The following is a 19655-nucleotide window of genomic DNA, read 5'->3' on the forward strand; positions in this document are numbered from 1 at the left end:
AACGAAGCCTGTAACGGTTAAATGACGCAGACAGTGTTCCCCTGCAATGGTTAACGGCAGCCGGCTGCCTATCCCATTGGAGATGGACAATGAAAACCACTGTTGAAGCTCATGCAGCAATGCCCTCCCAGCCGCGTTTCTCGGCCGCAGCCAAGGCTGCGATGAAGCAGGACGAACTTAACGTCGCTGCAAACGCTCTCGAAAACCTGACACATGCGCTGAAGTTCCGCTAAGGGCGAGATCGGTATGTCCGCTTTCGCCGACCTTGACACGCTTGCCGATGATCTCAAGCGATCATCGGCCGGCGTCAGCGACTATCACGACCGTGCAGTCACGCCGGCGCAGACCCTTGCAGCCATCAGGCCGTATCTGCGCGAATTTGGCATCACGCGCGTCGGCCTGCTGACCGCCCTCGACGTCCTTAACATCCCCGTCGCCTTCGCGACGAGGCCGAACAGCCATACGCTTTCGGTCTTCCAGGGCAAAGGCATCGACAATGATGCAGCCATGGCTTCGGCCGCCATGGAGGCGATCGAGACGCGGATCGCGGAAATTGCGCCTGCCGACCTGACGCGGGCGACGGTGGAGAGCATGCGGGCGGAACGCGCCGCCATGATCGATCTCGACAATGTCGCACGATGCGCGCCCGATGAAATCGGCGGTGATCCCATCCCCTGGTGCTCCGGACTTGACATCCTGTCCGGCAGCAGCGTCTTCGTCCCCTGGTGGCTCGTCGGCCTCGACCATCGCGGCGAGCGGCCGCGGGGCTTTGAGCAGTCGAGCGACGGGCTTGCCTCCGGCAATACGCCGTCCGAAGCGGTCCTCCACGGACTTTGCGAGCTGGTGGAGCGCGACGCCTGGGCTCTGACCCAGCTCAAATCGCCGCAGCGCCTCAAGGAGAGCCGCATCGACCCCTCCTCCTTCGGCGATGCGGTCATCGACGTCATGACAGACCGGATCACACGTGCCGGCATGCGGCTGCTGCTGCTCGACATGACAACGGATATTGGCGTTCCGGCCTTTCTGGCCATCATCATGCCCGGAAATCTTTCCGATCGCGTCGACGCGCGCTGGTCGCATGTCTGCGGTGGCTGTGGTTGCCATCCCGATCCTGTCCGCGCCGCGCTGCGCGCCATCACCGAAGCCGCGCAGAGCCGGCTGACCGCGATTGCCGGCAGTCGCGACGATTTCTCACCGCGCATCTATCAGCGGCTCGATCGGAGTACGGCGATGCAGCAACTGGTCGAACTCTGCGAGAGCGACGGCCGGATGCGCTCCTTTCAGAGCCGCCATCACCTTCCGGCGACGATCCAGGAGACCATCGGCCGGATAACCGACCGGCTGGCTGCGACCGGTATCGAGCAGATCGTCGTCGTCCCCTTCGCCCATCGGCCTTTGCCGGTCTCCGTCGTTCGGGTGATTGTGCCGGGCCTGGAGGTCGACATATCAGGTCAGTACGTCCAGCTCGGCCTGCGCGCCGTTAATACCATGAGAGGAGCCCAATCATGAAGGTTCTGTTCGTCGGTCCGAGCCTTGGTGGCGGTCTTGCCGCAGCGAGAAACATGTTTCCCTGCATCGATTTCCGTCCGCCTGCCGCCCGCGGCGACATCCTGAAGGCGGTGGAGGATGGCGCCACCGCGATCGGTCTCGTCGACGGCTATTTCGGCGATCTGCCTTCGGTCTGGCACAAGGAAATTCTCTATGCGCTCGAACACGATGTCGCCGTAGCCGGCGGCGCCAGCATGGGCGCATTGCGGGCTGCAGAATGCGCTCCGTTCGGCATGGTTGGCCTCGGTTCAATCTTCAAAGATTACGAGTCAGGACGGCTGCTGGACGACGAGGCGGTCGCGCTGGTGCACGCCCCGCAGGCGCTTGGCTGGCTGCCGCTTTCCGTACCCTGGGTCGATTTTGAGCCAACGATCGAGGCGCTTTATGCCAACGGCGATATTACCTCGGCCGAGCGCAAGAAGCTGCTGCTCTCCGGCCGCTTCCTGCACTTCTCCGAGCGAACCTATGCGCGCGTGGTCGACGAGTGCCATTTCCGCAAACCGCGCCGCGACCATCTCCTCGCCGCCCTCCGCAAGAGCCGGGTCGAACGCAAGCGAGACGACGCGCGGCTGGTGCTGGAATGGCTGCGCCGCGACGAATTCGCGCCCGTCAACCGTGACTGGCGCTTTGCCGCAACCTCGCACTGGGAACTTTTGCACGCCGAAGTCACACGTAATGTGACTCCTGTAACGCTTGAATAACGGTCGCAGCGAAAAGATGCAGTGGTGATGGAATCTGAGGCTTCACGGCCAAAGGGGCGGGAACAATGTTTGAACAACATAACGAAGGTACCGGCAGTGAATACGCAAGGATCTTCCGGCTGCTGTCAGCAGCCAAGGAGGAGGCTGAAAAGCTTCAGCTGCGTAATCTGATGCACCTGACGAACATGGCGCTGCTGCAGGTCGTAATCGATTGGGACGGCATAGACCCCGACAGGGAACTTGACGTCAACCTCGAGAAACTGCTCGGCAGCAAGGCCAAGATCGCAATGAAGGACGCTAGCGAGAATCTGATCCTGATCGATCGCCATTGACCTTCATGCAGCCCGTTGGGATCGCGTGAAGGAGATTCGGCCTATTCGGCCGCTTCACCGTCGACCTGTTCGGTGTGAGCGATTGCCTGGACAAGCTTCAGGATCTTCTTGCGAAGCGCTTCGTTTTTGATCGAGAAGAACGCCGCATTCAGGAGGACACCCTCGCGCGAAATAACGAATTCCTCGCTGGGAGCGGGGTTGTCGTTAGCCGTAACAGGGGTAGACAGGTCGTCGAAAAACGTCCTGACGTCGACATTGAGCGCACCGGCTATTTCAACCAGCATGCTGGCGGAAACGCGGTTGGAGCCTTTTTCGTATTTCTGGATCTGCTGAAACGTTACGCCGACACGATCGCCCAATTCCGTCTGCGAAACTTTGCGCAGCAAACGCTGTATGCGGATCGTCTTTCCCACATGAACATCCACTGCGTGCGGTTCTTCTTTCATTTGTTTTCCCTCCTGAGGACACGGACATGAGGTTATTCGCCATATCCGTGTCTGACAACTTTTAACTGAGACACACAAAGCTAGCAATTGTTTGGCTGTAAGTCGTCCCAAAGCGAAACACTGCATCGCTTCATATTAGCAGCAGCAAAAAACATGCCAAAGTAGCACTTTTGGGGAGTACATCATCCGATTTCAGGGGTCTCGAGCATGGCACACAGAGGTTTATGGTGGACTTCTCAGCCAAAGGATCGGAAAAGGCGTAAACAGAAATTTACAATGACCAAAGGCGCTGCGCATTGGCGAAGAGCAGTTTGGAGCGCTCCGCCTCGCTGCTGCCGGAGATGACGGCATGGGTCGCGGCAACCCAGGTGGAGAGGCCGCCGCCGAGCGTACAGACCGGCCAGTCGCTGCCCCAGACGACACGGTCCCAGCCGAAGCTTGCGATCACATGTTCGATATAGGGCGTCAGGGTCTGTGCTGCCCATGTCTCGGCATCGGCATAGGCAACGACGCCGGAAACCTTGCAGATCACGTTCGGCCGGCGAGCAATCTCCGATATGCCGGCTTTCCACGGCTGGAAGGCATCGGAGCGGATATCGGGAACGCCGCAATGGTCGAGAACGAACTGCACGTCGGGCGCGAGATCAACAAGAGCGACGACGCGACCAGCCTGATGTGGCAATGTGCAGAGGTCAAAGGTCAGGCCGCTGCCGCCGATGCGCCGAATATTTTCGCGGAAAAGGGCGCCTTCCGAAACTGTATCGGGCACGACATGAAGCACGCGGCGGAAACCCTTGACAAAGGGATCGGCCTTCTGACGCTCGAGGTAGGCGGCAAAACCTACCTCCTCGGGACGGCAGGAAACAATCGCCCCGGCAATCAGGCTGCCTTGCCTTTTGGCGATCGATGCAACGTGGTCAGTTTCGGCCTGCATGATGGCGGGATCGACATCGACCTCCATATGCAGCGCTGTCGCAATGCCGCAGCGCCGCGCCTCGACTGCATAGGTTTCATAGGGAAAATCGTGATCAAGAGCCGGCACGCCGGAGAGCCAGGGATAGGAAAGTGCTGAGCGATCAATGATGTGCAGATGAGTGTCGATGAGCACGCGTTCCTCACAGGCCGGCTGTGCCTCAACCTATCTCCGGTGAATGCATCATTCAAATAGAAATTGTCAAAGGTTGGAGTGAGCGACGTCGGCGCCAGCAAGTTGTGAAAGCTCGGCGGCCGCCTTCTGCACCAGCGTGATCGTCTGGGTAATGTCGGGAGCGGACGGCGCATTGACAAGAGCGATAAACGAACAGGTGAGGGCGGCGATGCAACGCCGATCCGGCCCGAGAACGGGCGCCGACAGATTGTAGACGCCGGATGTCTGAGCGCTCGCCATCATCTCGTAGCCGCGCTCGCGGATCTGATCGAGACGATCGTAGAATTCGACGCCGAGCTCGATATCTGCGCGGTTGCGCACATGTTCCGATATCATCATCTCCCGCTCCTCATCGCTGCGGAAGGCGAGCAGCACATGCCCAGAACCGGTATCGAACAGGCTGATATGGGCGCCGATGCGGATCGAGAACCCCCAATAATCCGGCGCCTCCTGCTGGGCGATGACGACGGCGGCCCCGCGGTCGAAGACTGCGAGATGATTGGCCTGGCGGGTGCGTTGGGCGAGGTCGCGCATCAGCGGCGTCGCGTAAGAGACAAGCCGGCGCACCGGCACATGCAACTGCGCAAGCCCGAAGAGCTTCAGCGTCAGCGAATAACGATCGCCATCCAGCCGGGTGACGTAACCGCGACGCACCAGACGGTCGAGCATGCGATAGAATTCATTGGGGCTGCGGTCGAGCCGCTTGGCGATTTCCGCCTGGGTGAGGCCGCTGTCGACGCCGGCGAGCAGTTCGAGGATATCGAGGCCCTTGTCGAGGGCAGGGGCCCGATAGCGGTCTGACTCGTCGATCTCCATTCCTTCCTCCTATGAATATAACTTTGCATATACGCAGAACCGAGGCCGGAAAAGGAAAACTTCGCTTGACCCTTGGCCAATCGTCTGTTTGTCTATAAACAGACAACTTATTGATGAAGACAACCAGTCGGCGGAAACGACGAGAGGCGAGGCTTTCGCAGCTTGCCCTGGGCCGGCCGAAATGTGCAAAGAGGGAAAATGGCAGACTTTGATGGACGACCTATTCCATCCTGCGCGGCGTTCGGCAAAATATGATCCGCATGCATCGTCTCGCATAGACAATTCCAGAAGAGGCCCGTGACATGACAAACAGACTTTCCGGCAAGACCGTTCTCATTACAGCCGCCGGCCAGGGCATCGGCCGGGCGACGGCCGCAGCCTTTGCCGCGGCCGGTGCCAAGGTGCATGCGACGGACATCAACACCGAGGCGCTGGCGACCCTAGCCGCGGAAACCGGCGTCTCCACCCATAAGCTCAACGTGCTCGACGGGGATGCGGTCACGGCGCTCGTCGCCGAGATCGGCGCCGTCGACGTGCTGTTCAACTGCGCCGGCTTCGTGCACGCAGGCTCGATTCTCGAGATGCAGGATGCCGACCTCGAGTTCGCGTTCGACCTCAACGTCAAGGCGATGATCCGCACCATCCGGGCGGTGCTGCCCGGCATGCTCGAGCGGAAGGATGGGGCGATCATCAACATGGCTTCCGTCGCCTCCAGCATCAAAGGTGTGCCGAACCGCTTCGCCTACGGCGTCACCAAAGCGGCTGTCATCGGGCTCACCAAATCCGTCGCCGCCGACTACGTCTCGCAAGGCATCCGCTGCAACGCCATCTGCCCCGGCACGGTGGAGAGTCCGTCGTTACAGGACCGCATGCGCGCCCAGGGCGATTACGATGCGGCGCGCGCGGCCTTCATCGCCCGGCAGCCGATGGGCCGGCTCGGCTCGCCGGAAGAGATCGCAGATCTCGCCGTCTATCTCGCCGGCGCCACCTACACGTCGGGCCAGGCGATCGCCATCGACGGCGGCTGGACGATCTGACGTCAGGCAGTGACGGCCGGCAGATAGCCGGCCGGCAGATAGCCGGCCGACCCGGCTATCGCAATTGGCCAATAAATCGGGAGGAACACAACATGACCCGCATCACCGACCTTCGCGTCTTCGATCTTCGCTTTCCCACCTCGCAAAGCCTGGATGGATCGGATGCGATGAACCCCGATCCCGACTATTCGGCCGCCTATGTCATTCTCGATACGGACGCCCCGGGCCTTGCCGGCCATGGCCTGACCTTCACCATCGGCCGCGGCAACGACATCTGCTGCATGGCGATCGAAGCGATGCGCCACCTCGTCGTCGGCGCCGACCTCGGCGAGGTGCTCGCCCATCCCGGCAAATTCTGGCGGCATCTGACGAGCGACAGCCAGTTGCGCTGGATCGGTCCGGAAAAAGGCGCCATTCACCTGGCGACCGGCGCGGTCGTCAACGCCGTCTGGGATCTGCTCGCAAAACAGGCCGGCAAGCCGGTCTGGCGGCTCGTCGCCAACATGTCGCCTGAGGAAATCGCCGATATCGTCGACTACCGCTACCTCACCGACGTGCTGACGCGCGATGAAGCGGTCGCTATCCTCAAGAAGGCTGAAGGCGGCAAGGCGGAACGTATTGCCATCCTCGAAAAGGAGGGTTACGCCTGTTACACGACCTCGGCCGGTTGGCTGGGTTATGAGGATGAGAAATTGCGCCGGCTCTGCCAAGAGGCGATCGATGCCGGCTTCAACCATATCAAGATGAAAGTCGGCCGCGATCTGGACGACGATATCCGCCGTCTGCGGATCGCCCGCGAAGTCATCGGTCCCGATCGCTACCTGATGATCGACGCCAACCAGGTCTGGGACGTCGGCCAGGCGATCGAATGGGTCAAGGCGCTTGCTTTCGCCAAACCCTTCTTCATCGAGGAGCCCACAAGCCCCGACGATGTCGCCGGCCACCGCAAGATCCGCCAGGCAATCAGCCCGGTGAAGGTCGCAACCGGCGAGATGTGCCAGAACCGGATCATGTTCAAGCAGTTCATCGCCGAAGGCGCGATCGATATCGTCCAGATCGATTCCTGCCGCATGGGCGGGCTGAACGAGGTTCTCGCCGTCCTGCTGATCGCCGCCAAGTTCGGCCTGCCGGTCTGGCCGCATGCCGGCGGCGTCGGGCTCTGCGAATATGTGCAGCATCTGTCGATGATCGACTATGTCGCGGTGTCAGGCACCCGGGAGGGCCGCGTCATCGAATATGTCGATCACCTCCACGAACATTTCCTCGATCCCTGCCGGATCGAGAACGCCGCCTATATGCCGCCCAGCCTGCCCGGTTTTTCCATCGAGATGAAGCCGGATTCGATCAGCGACTATACGTTTCGGGGCTAATGCCTGTCGCCCAGAAGTGTACGGATCGAATTTGATGCGACGCGCTTAGCGCATCGGCCGACGCAGCTTGGAAGCGCTACAGCATCCGCCTGAAAAGACAGGCAGCGCTGGAGCACATCTCATGCCTCGTCCTTTACGGCGCTCGCGGCCATGTAGCTGAGATCCTCCCAGAGGCTTTCGGCGAAGCTGCGCAGGACCGTCAGCTCGAAGGTGTCGTCGCCAGTGCGGGCGATCTGCACCGAGATGTGACCGACCATCGTCATCACAGAACTGCCTTCCGCAAAGGCGGCAGGATCGATATCGACCGCCGTGCCTTTGGAAAGAAGCAACCTTGAGGAGTGGCCGGAAACGCCGATGCGGATGCGGCCGTGGCTCTGGTCCGTGACGAAGGCTTTTCCCGCAAGCGCCGCCGTAAGAGCCTCAAGACCTGCGTGGGCAAGCGGCTGGTCGCCGGCGACGAACCATTGCCTGAAACCGGCTTTGCGGATCGAACTTTCCGCAAAGCCCGCTTTCGCCAGCTCAGCCGCAAGCGCCGCCGGTTCTATCGCGCCGAGCACATGCAGCAGATGGCCCTCCGGCAGGGCTTCTAGCCGGATGCCTGATGCCGCTATGCTGCTATGTGCCGTCCCGGCGATAACCGACCGGTGCTGGGGAAGATCAGGCATGGAGCTTCTCGTTTTCGGGATCGATAAAGACGGGATGGCAGAGCACCGCATCGGTGAATTCATTGCGCAGGCCGTTCCAGACCGTCACCTTTTCGCCGACGCGCTCAGGCCCGCGCCGGACGAGCGCCAGGCCGATCGTATGGCCGAGGCTCGGCGAGAAGGCGCTTGACGTAACGTAGCCCTGATCGTTTTCGAGCGTCGCCGCAGCGCCCTCGGCCAGGATGTGCGAGCCGGTGCGAAAGCCGCTTGCCGGGTTGAGCGGCTTGACGCCGACGAGGCGCGGGCGCTCGGGATCCTGCAGGCCTTTGCGCGCGAGCATCGCCTTGCCGATGAAATCGGGCTTGGTCGACGAAACCATGCGGCCGAAGCCGAGGTCGCCTGGCGTCACCGTGCCGTTGATTTCCGCATGGGTGATATGGCCCTTTTCGATTCGCATGACGCCGAGCGCTTCGGCGCCGTAAGCGCAGATGCCGTGTTTCTCGCCTGATGCCATGACGGCGTCGGCGACGCCTTCGCCGTAACCAGCAGGCACGGCAAGCTCGTAGGCGAGTTCGCCCGAGAAGGAGATCCGGAAGAGCCGGCCTTCGAGGCGGCCGCCAAACAGTGAAACCTCGCGGGCGCTCATGAAGGGGAAGGCGGCGTCGGATATGTCCTCGTCGACGATCTGCGAGAGAATGGCGCGCGACTTCGGCCCGGCCACGGCCATCTGCGCCCACTGATCGGTCGAGGAGGCGAAGCAGACGTCGAGCTCTGGCCAGAGCGTCTGGGCGCAGAATTCGAGATGGGTGAGGACGCCCGCGGCAAGCGCGGTCGTCGTCGTCATGAAGAAATGCTCGTCGCTGAACCGGCTGGTGGTGCCGTCGTCATAGATAAAGCCGTCCTCGCGCAGCATGATGCCATAGCGCGCCCTGCCGACGGGGAGCTTGGCGAAGCTGTTGCAATAGATCCGATCGAGAAAGGTCGCGGCATCGCGGCCGAAGATTTCGATCTTGCCGAGGGTCGAGACGTCGCAGAGGCCGGCATTCTTTCTGATGTTCAGCACTTCGCGATCGACGCTCTCGCGCCAGGTCGTCTCGCCGGCCCGCGGGAACCAGGAGGAGCGATACCAGAGACCTGTCTCGACGAAGACCGCGCCGTTCTTTTTCGCCCAGCCGTGCAGCGGCGATTTGCGCGCCGGCTGGAAATCTTTGCCGCGCGATGCCCCGGTCAAGGCGCCGAAGGAAACCGGCGTATAGAAGGGCCGGAAAGTCGTCGTACCCACCTCGGCGGGCGATACGCCGCGCGCCTCGGCGAGAATGCCGATGGCGTTGATGTTGGAAAGCTTGCCCTGGTCGGTCGCCATGCCGCTGGTGGTGTAACGCTTGGCAAGTTCGACATGACCGTAGCCTTCACGGACGGCGAGGCCGAGATCCTTGAGATGCACATCGTTCTGGTAATCGACAAAGGCCTTGCCCTTCGCGCCTTTAACCGACCAGAGCGGCTTCGTGCGCTGAGCCGTATCGGTGGCTGAGGCAAAGGCCGGTTCCGCTGCGAAACCGATCGACTTCAGGGCGGCGGTCGCCTTTGCGGCGCCATCGCCGAGGCAGGCGGTGATTTGCGCGAGGCCGGCAGCCGAGCCGGCAACGGCAAGACCATCCTGCGCAGCCGGAGCCAGAAAGGCGGATGCCTTCTGCGACCATTGCGGTTTGCCGCCGCGATGGCAGGCAAGATGGATGATCGGGCTCCAGCCGCCCGACATGGCAAGTGCATCGGCTTCGATCCGACGCACACCGTCTTCGGACTCGACGCTGACGCCGTGCAGGCGCTTGCCGCCGAACGCATCGATCACCCGGGCGCCCTGCAGCACCTCGGCGCGGCCCTGCCAGGCCTTGCACGCATCCGCGCGGCTGTCGACGATCGCCGCAACGCCGAGTCCGGCCGCTTCAAGGTCGGCGGCGGTGCGGTAACCGGCATCGTTGGTGGTGAAGATCACCGTGCTTGTGCCCGGCGCCACTGCCTGCCGGTTGAGATAGCTGCGCATGGCGCCGGCCATCATCACGCCGGGAATATCGTTGCCGCCGAAGACGAGCGGCCGCTCCTCGGCCCCCGTCGCAAGGATCGCCTGCCGGGCAATGATGCGCCACAGCCGTTCCACCGGACGATCCGGATCGGGCATCGCCACATGCTTCTGCACCCGCTCCACCGCGCCGAACATATTGTCGTCGTACCAGCCGAAAACAGTTGTGCGCCGCAGGCGGCGCACATTCGCAAGCCCTTCGAGTTCGGCAAGCAGCTCGCCAAGAAAGGTATCAGCGGGTTTGCCTTCAACCGCGCCGCTTTCGGGAAGCAGGCTGCCGCCAAGTTCTGCTCCCTCGTCGGCGAGGATGACGCGCGCGCCTGCGCGGCCTGCCGTCAGCGCTGCGGCCAGACCGGCCGGGCCGGCGCCGATCACCAGTAGATCGCAGTGGGCCCAGCATTTCTCGTAGGCATCGGGATCGGGCTCATAGGAGGCCCGCCCGAGGCCCGCCGCCTTGCGGATCAGCGGCTCATAGAGCTTTTCCCAGAGCGCCGCCGGCCACATGAAGGTCTTGTAGTAGAAGCCGGCGCTGAGGAACGGCGAGAGCAGCCCATTGACCGCGCCGAGATCGAAGCCGAGCGATGGCCAGCGGTTCTGGCTCTTGGCCGCCAACCCCTCATAGAGCTCGATCATTGTCGCGCGTGTGTTTGGCTCGGTGCGCCCGCCGCTGCCTGTCGTCACCAGCGCGTTCGGTTCGGCAGCACCGGCGGTCAGCACGCCGCGCGGGCGGTGATATTTGAAACTGCGGCCGACGAGCTTGATACCGTTGGCAAGCAGCGCCGAGGCGAGTGTGTCGCCCGGATGGCCTTCGAGCGCCCTGCCGTCGAAGGTGAAGCCGAGAGTTCTAGTGCGGTCGATGCGGCCGCCGGAGGAAAGACGGAAACTCGTCATACCGCTTCTCCGCCGATTTTGGAAAGGGCGGCATCCCGGACGCCATGGACCGCATGGGTGACGGTATCTCGTTCGACGATCAGCCAGCGACGGCATCCGGAAGAATGGTGCCAGTATTCGCTATGGCGGCCGCGCGGATTGTCGCGGAGGTAGACATAGTCGTACCAGGCATCGGCGCCGGCATCCGGCGCCGGCCGGACAAGGTTCGCATCGCCGCGGATCGAGAATTCCTCCTTGGGCCGGACGCCGCAATGGGGACATGAAATCAGGCTGGCCATAGTCTAAATGTCCTCAGTGCAGGTTGGGCTGAGCGCCGACGCCCTTTTCATCGATCTGATAGCCGCGCGCGAAACGGTCGAGCCGGAAGGCGCGGGCGGTCTGGTGCGGCGTATTGCGGGCGATCAGATGGGCGTAGCAGAAGCCGGAGGCAGGGGTGGCCTTGAAGCCGCCGTAACACCAGCCGGCGTTGAGATAGAGATTGTCGATATGGGTGCAGTCGATGATCGGCGAGCCGTCCATGCTCATGTCCATGACGCCGCCCCAGGAGCGCAGATAACGCACGCGCGACAGCGACGGGATCATTGCAAGGCCGGCCTCGGCGACATGCTCGACGGTGGCCAGACTGCCGCGCTGGGCATAGGAATTGTAGCCGTCGATATCGCCGCCGAAGACCAGGCCGCCCTTGTCGGACTGGGACACGTAAAAATGCCCGGCGCCGAAGGTGACGACATTGTCGATGAAGGGTTTCAACCCTTCGGAGACAAAGGCCTGCAGCACATGGCTTTCGATCGGCAAGCGAAGGCCCGCCATATCGGCGACGACGGTGGAATTGCCGGCCGCCGCAAGCGCCAGCTTGCCGCAGCCGATGAAGCCCCTGCTGGTCTCGACGCCGGTGACCTCACCATTCTCCGTGCGGATTCCGGTCACCTCGCACTGGGTGATGATGTCGACGCCGCGGCTGTCGGCGCCGCGGGCATAGCCCCAGGCCACCGCGTCGTGGCGCACTGTGCCACCGCGCGGCTGGAAGAGACCGCCCATGACCGGGAAACGGGCATTGTCGAAATCGAGGAAGGGCAGTCTTCGGCGCACCGCCTGCCGGTCAAGGAGCTCGGCGTCGACGCCATGAAGCCGCATGGCGTTGCCGCGGCGCGTGTAGGCGTCGCGCTGCGCATCGGAATGAAAGAGGTTGAGCACGCCACGTTGCGAGACCATAGCGTTGAAGTTGAAATCCTGCTCCAGCCCTTCCCAGAGCTTCATCGATAGTTCGTAGAAGGGATTATTGCCCGGCAGCAGGTAGTTCGAGCGAATGATCGTCGTGTTCCTGCCGATATTGCCGGATCCGAGATACCCCTTTTCCAGGACAGCGACATTGGTGACGCCGAACTCCTTGGCAAGATAATAGGCGGTGGCAAGACCATGACCGCCGCCGCCAACGATGACGACGTCGTAACGCGGCTTCGGCGCGGGGTCGCGCCAGGCGGGCGCCCAGCCCTTGTTGCCGCGAAGGCCATTGAGGAAAATCGAAAGAGCGGAATAGCGCATGGGTCAATCCGAAAAGAACGACTGCATGATGACAGAAGGGATGTGATCGACTTGCGCAATTGGGACGTCAACGATTAGAAAAGAGACATGTCCTCAGCGGAAACTAGGCCCGATAGTAGAAGTGTCCAGGAGATCGGCTTCATCCTGATTCCGGGATTCGCTCTGATGTCCTATGCCTCGGCGACCGAGCCGCTCAGGGCGGCAAACCTTCTGGCGGGGCGCGAGATCTATCGCCTGTCGATCTTCTCGCCCGACGGTGCGCCGGCGCTTTCCTCCTCCGGCGTCAGCGTACCGGCTGAACCTCTTCCCGTCAGGGGGGCAGGCCTCGGCACGGTCTTCGTCTGCGCCGGCGGCTCGCCGCGCAACTGGCGATATCCGGGCGCGCTTGCCTGCCTGAGGCAATTGTCACGCGAAGGTGTCAGGATCGGCGGCATATCGGGCGGTCCCTATCTGATGGCCGCCGCCGGGCTGCTTGGCGGCCGCGACTTCACCATCCATTGGGAACATGCCGCTGCCCTTCTCGAATCCTTCCCGGATCTGACGCCGCGCCATGCGCGGTTCGTGATCGACGGCAACCGCATCACCTGCGGCGGCGGCATTGCGCCGCTCGACATGATGCATGTGCTGATCGCCGAGCGGATGGGACCGGATTTCGCCCGCCGCGTCAGCGACTGGTATCTCCACACCGAAGTCAACGAGCCCGCCGCGCCGCAGCGCGCGTCGCTCGCCGAGCGCTACGGCGTCCACCACCCCGGCCTGCTCAATGTTCTCGAGCGGATGGAAGAGACGATCGAGATGCCGCTCGACCGCGCAGCCATGGCGCTCATCGCCGGTGTCACTCCTCGTCACCTCGACCGGCTCTTTTCAACGCATCTCGGCACGACCTTTCTCGATCAGTATCACAGGATCAGGCTTCAGCATGCCCAGCGCCTGCTGAAGCAGAGCCCGCTTTCCATCTCTGAAATCGCGGTCGCCACCGGTTTTTCCAGTTCGAGCCATTTTTCCCGCATGTTCCGATCCGTCTACGGCACGGCTCCGAGTGAGGCGCGGTTGAGTTTTCTTCAAGGTTGAGGAAATTTCACTACCACGATAGGGTTGCCTTCAGACTAAAGAAGGCGGCAGCGGAAAAATCCATGAAATCCAAACATGAAGCGGAAAAGCAACCGGAACCAGCGCATGGCGGACGCGCTCCTTTTTCTCAGGATCCGCACGCTGTCCGGGAGCCGAAGGAAAACAACCTCGAAATGGCGATCGGCCATGAGGTGCGCGCTTACCGCAAGAAGCTCGGCATTACCGTCACCGATCTTGCAGCCGCGACGGGGATTTCGCTCGGCATGCTATCGAAGATCGAGAACGGAAACATCTCGCCGTCGCTGACGACGCTGCAATCGCTGTCGCGGGCGCTCGGCGTCCCGCTGACCGCCTTTTTCCGCCGCTATGAAGAGCCGCGCAATGCCGTCTTCGTCAAGGCGGGGCAGGGCGTCGAACTGGAACGGCGCGGCACCCGCGCCGGCCACCAATATAATCTGCTCGGCCACATCGACAACAACACCAGCGGCGTCATCGTCGAGCCCTACCTGATCACGCTGACGGCCGATTCCGATGTTTTCCCGACTTTCCAGCATGAGGGCATGGAGTTTCTCTACATGCTCGAAGGCGAGGTCATCTACCGCCACGGCGACCAGCTTTTCCAGATGCAGCCGGGCGACAGCCTGTTCTTCGACGCCGATGCGCCGCATGGGCCGGAGGAACTGGTCAAACTGCCGAGCAGGTACCTCTCGATTATCAGCTATCCCCAACAGAATTCGCGAAGCTGACTTGCCTTAGAAGAAAAGTTTATTCCTGCCAGTTGAAGTCCTTACATAGACCTGCTAGTCCTTTCTCAACATGAAAGGAGGCACAGCCTATGTGCGGCATTGTTGGATTGTTCCTCAAGGACAAGAGCCTTGAGCCTCAGCTGGGAAACCTGCTTTCGGATATGCTGATCACCATGACGGATCGCGGGCCGGACTCGGCCGGTATAGCGATCTATGGCTGCTCCGCAGAGGGCAAGGCGAAAATTACTATCCAGTCCAGCAATCCAGGCGCGGACTTCGACGGCCTGGCCGGCGATCTCGACAAAGCCGGCATCAAAGCCCACGTGTGGATCAAGAGCACGCATGCGGTCATTGAGCTTGATGCCTCCAAGCTTGGAGCGGTGCGCGAGGCGCTCGAACGGATTCGCCCGGCAGTCCGCCTTATGGGCTCGGGTGAAAGCGTGGAAATCTACAAGGAAATCGGCCTCCCAAAAGACGTCGTGGCGCGGTTCGGCGTGCGCGCAATGAGCGGAACCCACGGCATCGGCCATACGCGCATGGCGACGGAATCCGCCGTCACCACCCTCGGCGCCCATCCATTCTCGACCGGCGCCGACCAGTGCCTCGTGCACAATGGCTCGCTGTCCAACCACAACAACCTGCGCCGCGAACTGGTCCGCGAAGGCATGACCTTTGAGACGCAGAACGATTCCGAAGTTGCCGCCGCCTATCTGACGGCCGAAATGGCCAAGGGCAAGGATCTCGGCCAGGCTCTGACGGGCGCGCTCGACGACCTCGACGGCTTCTTCACCTTTGTCGTCGGCACCAAATCCGGCTTCGGCGTCGTGCGCGACCCGATCGCCTGCAAGCCCGCCGTCATGGCCGAGACGGATCAATATGTCGCCTTCGGTTCGGAATACCGCGCGCTGGTCAATCTTCCCGGCATCGAAATTGCCCGCGTTTGGGAGCCGGAGCCGGCAACCGTCTACTTCTGGGATCACGACAAGGCCGCCTGAGGCGCGCCTGAAAGCCAAGAGGCGGCGCAGACCGTCTCCCGGAGCAATGAGGATTCAATGCCGACATTCGATCTTTCCAACACGCCTCTTCGCGAACTGAACAGCGCGCTGCACGCTCTTTCCAAAGGCGCCAACGACACTGAATTCGAGGTCATCAACCCGCGCGGCAGCCATGCCGTCGCAGTGGGGATCGACAGCCCCGTGACGGTCGCTGTCAGGGGGTCTGTTGGCTATTACTGCGCCGGCATGAATGACGGCGGCAATATTACGGTTCATGGCTCGGCCGGTCCGGGTGTTGCTGAAAACATGATGTCCGGCACCGTCGTCATCGAGGGCGACGCCAGCCAATATGCCGGCGCGACCGGCCGGGGTGGCCTGCTCGTCATTAAGGGAAATGCCGCATCGCGTTGCGGCATTTCGATGAAGGGCATCGACATCGTCGTCTACGGCAGCATCGGCCACATGTCGGCCTTCATGGGCCAGTCCGGCCATCTCGTCGTCCTTGGCGACGCCGGCGATGCGCTCGGGGATTCGCTCTACGAAGCCAAGCTGTTCGTTCGCGGCGAGGTGAAGAGCCTCGGCTCCGACTGCATCGAGAAGGAGATGCGGCCGGAGCATCTGGAGAAGCTTGCCGAACTGCTCGGCAAGGCAGGCGTGACGGACGTCAGACCCGAAGAGTTCAAGCGCTACGGCTCCGCCCGCAAGCTCTACAATTTCAATATCGACAACGCCGACGCGTATTGAGGCGAGGGACACTCATGAGCTATCACAACCCCTACACCCCGCCACGCAAGTCCGCGACCTTCGACGATTACACGCTCGCCGAAATCCGTCGCGCAGCCGCGACGGGCATCTATGACATCCGCGGCGCCGGCACGAAGCGCAAGGTTCCGCATTTCGACGATCTGCTGTTTCTCGGCGCCTCGATCTCGCGCTACCCGCTCGAAGGCTACCGCGAGAAGTGCGACACGACAGTGGTGCTCGGCTCGCGCTTCGCCAGGAAGCCGATCACGCTCAAGACGCCGATCACCATCGCCGGCATGAGTTTCGGCGCGCTTTCCGGCAACGCCAAGGAAGCGCTCGGCCGGGGTGCGACGATCGCAGGCACGTCGACCACGACAGGCGACGGCGGCATGACGGATGAGGAACGCGGTCATTCGCAGACTCTGGTCTACCAATATCTGCCGTCGCGCTACGGCATGAATCCTAGGGATTTGCGCCGCGCCGATGCGATCGAAGTCGTGGTCGGCCAGGGCGCCAAGCCCGGCGGCGGCGGCATGCTGCTCGGCCAGAAGATCTCCGACCGCGTCGCCAATATGCGCGACCTACCGAAGGGCATCGACCAGCGCTCGGCCTGCCGCCATCCTGACTGGACCGGTCCCGACGATCTGGAAATCAAGATCATGGAGCTGCGCGAGATCACTGACTGGGAAAAGCCGATCTACGTCAAAGTCGGCGGAGCGCGTCCATACTACGACACCGCTCTTGCCGTGAAGGCTGGCGCCGACGTCGTGGTGCTCGACGGCATGCAGGGCGGCACGGCGGCGACCCAGGACGTATTCATCGAGAATGTCGGCATGCCGACCCTCGCCTGCATTCGCCCGGCCGTCCAGGCGCTGCAGGATCTCGGCATGCACCGAAAGGTGCAGTTGATCATCTCGGGCGGTATCCGCTCGGGCGCCGACGTGGCGAAGGCACTGGCGCTCGGCGCCGACGCGGTCGCGATCGGCACGGCGGCGCTCGTCGCCATCGGCGACAACGATCCGCGCTGGGAAGAGGAATATCAGAAGCTAGGCACGACGGCCGGCGCCTATGACGATTGGCATGAAGGCAAGGATCCGGCGGGCATCACCACACAGGACCCGGAGCTGGCAAAACGCCTCGACCCGGTTGCGGCCGGGCGCCGCCTCGCCAACTACCTCAAGGTCATGACGCTCGAAGCTCAGACGATCGCACGCGCCTGCGGTAAGAACCACCTGCACAATCTCGAACCGGAAGACCTCGTCGCACTGACAATCGAGGCATCGGCCATGGCGCAGGTGCCGCTCGCCGGCACCAACTGGATCCCCGGCAAGGGAGGCTTCTGATTTCTACCGGCCGGGCAATATCCCGGCCGTCTCATATCCATAAACCAAAGTGTCTCGAAGAAATCCAAAGGGGAACGAGAATGACACTGGACCTTGCTGCTTTTGCGAGAGACAAAGGCATCAAATATTTCATGATCAGCTATACCGACCTGTTCGGCGGCCAACGCGCCAAGCTGGTCCCGGCAGAAGCCATCGCCGACATGCAGAAGGATGGTGCCGGTTTTGCAGGCTTTGCAACCTGGCTCGATCTGACGCCGGCCCATCCGGACCTGTTTGCGATTCCCGATGCTTCCTCCGTCATCCAATTGCCCTGGAAGAAAGACGTTGCATGGGTCGCCGCCGACTGCGTCATGGACGAACGGCCTGTTGAACAGGCGCCGCGTGTCGTGCTGAAAAGACTGGTGGCTGAAGCTGCGAAGGAAGGGCTGCGGGTGAAGACCGGCGTGGAGCCCGAATTCTTTCTCATCTCTGCTGATGGTTCGGTGATTTCAGACCAGTTCGATACCGCCGAGAAGCCTTGCTACGACCAGCAGGCCGTGATGCGTCGGTACGATGTCATCGCCGAGATCTGCGACTATATGCTGGAACTCGGCTGGAAGCCCTATCAGAACGACCACGAGGATGCGAACGGCCAGTTCGAGATGAACTGGGAATATGACGATGTCCTGAAGACCGCCGACAAGCACTCTTTCTTCAAGTTCATGGTCAAGTCGGTCGCCGAAAAGCACGGCCTTCGCGCCACCTTCATGCCGAAGCCCTTCAAGGGCCTGACCGGAAACGGTTGCCATGCGCACATCTCGGTCTGGGACGTCGATGGCAGGGTAAACGCCTTCGCGGACAAGGAAATGGCCTTTGGGCTCTCGGCTCAGGGGAAAACCTTCCTCGGCGGCATCATGAAGCATGCCTCCGCGCTGGCCGCGATCACCAATCCGACGGTCAATTCCTACAAGCGCATCAACGCGCCGCGCACCACCTCGGGCGCCACATGGTCGCCGAACACCGTGACATGGACGGGCAACAACCGCACTCACATGGTGCGCGTGCCGGGACCGGGGCGCTTCGAGCTGCGCCTGCCGGACGGCGCGGTCAATCCATACCTCTTACAGGCGATTATCATCGCGGCCGGCCTCGACGGCATCCGCAGCCAGGCCGACCCCGGCCAGCACTACGATATCGATATGTATGCCGAGGGCCACCTGGTGAAGGACGCGCCGCGCCTGCCGCTCAACCTGCTCGATGCGCTGCGCGCCTTTGATGCCGACGAGGGCTTGAAGGCGGCAATCGGGGCTGAGTTTTCCTCCGCCTATCTCAAGCTCAAGCACCTGGAATGGAATGCCTACTGCTCGCATTTCACCCAGTGGGAACGCGACAGCACGCTCGATATCTGAGCAGCCGGACCGACGTCTTTGCCATGCCGGGTTGGACAGCTCGGCATGACCGGACCCTCTGTACCTGAAAGGGCGAAGGAAGAGACAGCATGAAGAGCTTCGTACTTACCGTATCCTGCAAGTCGACGCGCGGCATCGTTGCGGCGATTTCGAGCTATCTGGCCGACAAGGGCTGCAACATCATCGACTCCAGCCAGTTCGACGACCTCGATACCGGCAGGTTCTTCATGCGCGTCAGCTTCATTTCCGAGGAAGGGCTTTCCGGCCCCGAAATCAGCGCCGATTTTGCCGCCGTCGCCGCCCCCTTCGCAATGGATTACGAATTCCACGACAGCGACAAGCGCATGAAGGTGCTCTTGATGGTGTCGCGCTTCGGCCATTGTCTCAACGACCTGCTCTACCGCTGGAAGATCGGGGCGCTACCGATCGACATCGTCGGCGTCGTCTCCAACCATTTCGATTACCAGAAGGTCGTGGTCAACCACGACATTCCCTTCCACTACATCAAGGTGACGAAGGAGAACAAGCCGCAGGCCGAGGCCCAGCTCGTCGTCCTCGTCGAGCAGACCGGCACCGAGCTCATCGTGCTCGCCCGCTACATGCAGGTCCTCTCCGACCAGCTCTGCAAGCAGATGTCGGGCAGGATCATCAACATCCATCACTCCTTCCTGCCGAGCTTCAAGGGCGCCAATCCCTACAAGCAGGCCTATCAGCGCGGCGTCAAGCTGATCGGCGCGACCGCCCATTACGTCACCGCCGACCTCGACGAAGGCCCGATCATCGAGCAGGACACGGCGCGCATCACCCATGCGCAGTC

20 protein-coding genes are annotated in these 19655 nt (G+C 62.0%); 13 read left to right on the plus strand and 7 right to left on the minus strand.

Translation table 11 applies throughout. From position 1 onward, the window contains the following. The first annotated feature begins 89 nt into the window (after positions 1–89). From FFR93_RS41095 to FFR93_RS32295, 4 genes are all read left to right on the plus strand, one after another. Positions 90–233, plus strand: a complete 144-nt coding sequence (locus tag FFR93_RS41095) for a hypothetical protein (protein ID WP_167358959.1) — start codon at positions 90–92, stop codon at positions 231–233. Between the two features lie 13 nt (positions 234–246). Next, positions 247–1509, plus strand: a complete 1263-nt coding sequence (locus FFR93_RS32285) for a YcaO-like family protein (RefSeq protein ID WP_138396209.1) — start codon at positions 247–249, stop codon at positions 1507–1509. Continuing rightward, a complete protein-coding gene (locus tag FFR93_RS32290; RefSeq protein ID WP_064707396.1) occupies positions 1506–2249 on the plus strand; it encodes a TfuA-like protein in 744 nt (247 codons plus the stop codon). The genes FFR93_RS32285 and FFR93_RS32290 overlap by 4 nt, the downstream gene beginning before the upstream one ends. 65 nt (positions 2250–2314) lie before the next feature. Beyond that, positions 2315–2581 carry a hypothetical protein gene (locus FFR93_RS32295; protein WP_004668299.1) on the plus strand — a complete coding sequence of 89 codons (267 nt, stop codon included), beginning with the start codon at positions 2315–2317 and terminating at the stop codon, positions 2579–2581. Between the two features lie 41 nt (positions 2582–2622). On the opposite strand, the gene FFR93_RS32300 is transcribed toward FFR93_RS32295, so the two are convergent. From FFR93_RS32300 to FFR93_RS32310, 3 genes are all read right to left on the minus strand, one after another. Then, entirely contained in the window at positions 2623–3027 is a 405-nt protein-coding gene (locus FFR93_RS32300) for a helix-turn-helix transcriptional regulator (protein WP_011428287.1), read from the minus strand. A 271-nt stretch (positions 3028–3298) separates the two neighbouring features. Continuing rightward, positions 3299–4135, minus strand: a complete 837-nt coding sequence (locus tag FFR93_RS32305; RefSeq protein ID WP_138396210.1) for an amidohydrolase — start codon at positions 4133–4135, stop codon at positions 3299–3301. Between the two features lie 66 nt (positions 4136–4201). Continuing rightward, entirely contained in the window at positions 4202–4990 is a 789-nt protein-coding gene (locus FFR93_RS32310; protein ID WP_138396211.1) for an IclR family transcriptional regulator, read from the minus strand. 302 nt (positions 4991–5292) lie between these two features. Here FFR93_RS32310 and FFR93_RS32315 point away from each other — a divergent pair, with 302 nt between their 5' ends. Together FFR93_RS32315 and FFR93_RS32320 are read left to right on the plus strand one after the other, a co-directional pair. Next, complete coding sequence (locus FFR93_RS32315) at positions 5293–6027, plus strand: SDR family oxidoreductase (RefSeq protein ID WP_138396212.1); 735 nt, start codon at positions 5293–5295, stop codon at positions 6025–6027. A 92-nt stretch (positions 6028–6119) separates the two neighbouring features. After that, positions 6120–7397 carry an L-fuconate dehydratase gene (locus FFR93_RS32320; RefSeq protein ID WP_064713295.1) on the plus strand — a complete coding sequence of 426 codons (1278 nt, stop codon included), beginning with the start codon at positions 6120–6122 and terminating at the stop codon, positions 7395–7397. A gap of 119 nt (positions 7398–7516) precedes the next feature. On the opposite strand, the gene FFR93_RS32325 is transcribed toward FFR93_RS32320, so the two are convergent. From FFR93_RS32325 to FFR93_RS32340, 4 genes are read right to left on the minus strand one after another with little or no spacing between them, the layout of a single operon-like run. Then, positions 7517–8062 (minus strand): sarcosine oxidase subunit gamma family protein, encoded by a 546-nt coding sequence (locus FFR93_RS32325; RefSeq protein WP_138396213.1) that lies wholly within the window; start codon positions 8060–8062, stop codon positions 7517–7519. Continuing rightward, positions 8055–11009 carry a sarcosine oxidase subunit alpha family protein gene (locus FFR93_RS32330; RefSeq protein WP_138396214.1) on the minus strand — a complete coding sequence of 985 codons (2955 nt, stop codon included), beginning with the start codon at positions 11007–11009 and terminating at the stop codon, positions 8055–8057. The genes FFR93_RS32325 and FFR93_RS32330 overlap by 8 nt, the downstream gene beginning before the upstream one ends. Further along, positions 11006–11287, minus strand: a complete 282-nt coding sequence (locus FFR93_RS32335; protein WP_138396215.1) for a sarcosine oxidase subunit delta — start codon at positions 11285–11287, stop codon at positions 11006–11008. Before FFR93_RS32335 ends, FFR93_RS32330 begins: the two co-directional genes overlap by 4 nt. Positions 11288–11300: 13 nt before the next feature. Next, a complete protein-coding gene (locus tag FFR93_RS32340; RefSeq protein WP_138396216.1) occupies positions 11301–12551 on the minus strand; it encodes a sarcosine oxidase subunit beta family protein in 1251 nt (416 codons plus the stop codon). Between the two features lie 87 nt (positions 12552–12638). Between FFR93_RS32340 and FFR93_RS32345 the strand changes: the two genes are divergently transcribed. From FFR93_RS32345 to FFR93_RS32375, 7 genes are all read left to right on the plus strand, one after another. Further along, entirely contained in the window at positions 12639–13622 is a 984-nt protein-coding gene (locus FFR93_RS32345; protein WP_138396217.1) for a GlxA family transcriptional regulator, read from the plus strand. A 62-nt stretch (positions 13623–13684) separates the two neighbouring features. Then, positions 13685–14368, plus strand: a complete 684-nt coding sequence (locus tag FFR93_RS32350; protein WP_138396218.1) for a helix-turn-helix domain-containing protein — start codon at positions 13685–13687, stop codon at positions 14366–14368. A gap of 89 nt (positions 14369–14457) precedes the next feature. Beyond that, positions 14458–15363 (plus strand): glutamine amidotransferase family protein, encoded by a 906-nt coding sequence (locus tag FFR93_RS32355; RefSeq protein ID WP_138396219.1) that lies wholly within the window; start codon positions 14458–14460, stop codon positions 15361–15363. 57 nt (positions 15364–15420) lie between these two features. Next, complete coding sequence (locus tag FFR93_RS32360; RefSeq protein WP_138396220.1) at positions 15421–16107, plus strand: GXGXG domain-containing protein; 687 nt, start codon at positions 15421–15423, stop codon at positions 16105–16107. Between the two features lie 14 nt (positions 16108–16121). After that, positions 16122–17450 carry an FMN-binding glutamate synthase family protein gene (locus FFR93_RS32365; protein ID WP_138396221.1) on the plus strand — a complete coding sequence of 443 codons (1329 nt, stop codon included), beginning with the start codon at positions 16122–16124 and terminating at the stop codon, positions 17448–17450. A gap of 80 nt (positions 17451–17530) precedes the next feature. Continuing rightward, positions 17531–18838: a type III glutamate--ammonia ligase gene (gene glnT, locus FFR93_RS32370; RefSeq protein ID WP_138396222.1), complete on the plus strand. Its 1308-nt coding sequence runs from the start codon at positions 17531–17533 to the stop codon at positions 18836–18838. 89 nt (positions 18839–18927) lie between these two features. Then, positions 18928–19655, plus strand: a 728-nt coding sequence (locus FFR93_RS32375) for a formyltetrahydrofolate deformylase (protein ID WP_138396223.1), incomplete at its 3' end; no start/stop codon positions are given.

Origin of the sequence: Rhizobium sp. MHM7A (assembly GCF_005862215.1) — a bacterium.
Classification (GTDB): domain Bacteria; phylum Pseudomonadota; class Alphaproteobacteria; order Rhizobiales; family Rhizobiaceae; genus Rhizobium; species Rhizobium bangladeshense.

What these genes read in the sequence shown, in the direction of transcription:
- FFR93_RS32335 (WP_138396215.1), bottom strand. Translation starts at nt 11,287, where the DNA reads ATGGCCAGCCTGATTTCATGTCCCCATTGCGGCGTCCGGCCCAAGGAG.
- FFR93_RS41095 (WP_167358959.1), top strand. Translation starts at nt 90, where the DNA reads ATGAAAACCACTGTTGAAGCTCATGCAGCAATGCCCTCCCAGCCGCGT.
- FFR93_RS32295 (WP_004668299.1), top strand. Translation starts at nt 2,315, where the DNA reads ATGTTTGAACAACATAACGAAGGTACCGGCAGTGAATACGCAAGGATC.
- FFR93_RS32285 (WP_138396209.1), top strand. Translation starts at nt 247, where the DNA reads ATGTCCGCTTTCGCCGACCTTGACACGCTTGCCGATGATCTCAAGCGA.
- glnT (WP_138396222.1), top strand. Translation starts at nt 17,531, where the DNA reads ATGACACTGGACCTTGCTGCTTTTGCGAGAGACAAAGGCATCAAATAT.
- FFR93_RS32300 (WP_011428287.1), bottom strand. Translation starts at nt 3,027, where the DNA reads ATGAAAGAAGAACCGCACGCAGTGGATGTTCATGTGGGAAAGACGATC.
- FFR93_RS32315 (WP_138396212.1), top strand. Translation starts at nt 5,293, where the DNA reads ATGACAAACAGACTTTCCGGCAAGACCGTTCTCATTACAGCCGCCGGC.
- FFR93_RS32350 (WP_138396218.1), top strand. Translation starts at nt 13,685, where the DNA reads ATGAAATCCAAACATGAAGCGGAAAAGCAACCGGAACCAGCGCATGGC.
- FFR93_RS32320 (WP_064713295.1), top strand. Translation starts at nt 6,120, where the DNA reads ATGACCCGCATCACCGACCTTCGCGTCTTCGATCTTCGCTTTCCCACC.
- FFR93_RS32325 (WP_138396213.1), bottom strand. Translation starts at nt 8,062, where the DNA reads ATGCCTGATCTTCCCCAGCACCGGTCGGTTATCGCCGGGACGGCACAT.
- FFR93_RS32330 (WP_138396214.1), bottom strand. Translation starts at nt 11,009, where the DNA reads ATGACGAGTTTCCGTCTTTCCTCCGGCGGCCGCATCGACCGCACTAGA.
- FFR93_RS32310 (WP_138396211.1), bottom strand. Translation starts at nt 4,990, where the DNA reads ATGGAGATCGACGAGTCAGACCGCTATCGGGCCCCTGCCCTCGACAAG.
- FFR93_RS32365 (WP_138396221.1), top strand. Translation starts at nt 16,122, where the DNA reads ATGAGCTATCACAACCCCTACACCCCGCCACGCAAGTCCGCGACCTTC.
- FFR93_RS32290 (WP_064707396.1), top strand. Translation starts at nt 1,506, where the DNA reads ATGAAGGTTCTGTTCGTCGGTCCGAGCCTTGGTGGCGGTCTTGCCGCA.
- FFR93_RS32345 (WP_138396217.1), top strand. Translation starts at nt 12,639, where the DNA reads ATGTCCTCAGCGGAAACTAGGCCCGATAGTAGAAGTGTCCAGGAGATC.
- FFR93_RS32360 (WP_138396220.1), top strand. Translation starts at nt 15,421, where the DNA reads ATGCCGACATTCGATCTTTCCAACACGCCTCTTCGCGAACTGAACAGC.
- FFR93_RS32340 (WP_138396216.1), bottom strand. Translation starts at nt 12,551, where the DNA reads ATGCGCTATTCCGCTCTTTCGATTTTCCTCAATGGCCTTCGCGGCAAC.
- FFR93_RS32355 (WP_138396219.1), top strand. Translation starts at nt 14,458, where the DNA reads ATGTGCGGCATTGTTGGATTGTTCCTCAAGGACAAGAGCCTTGAGCCT.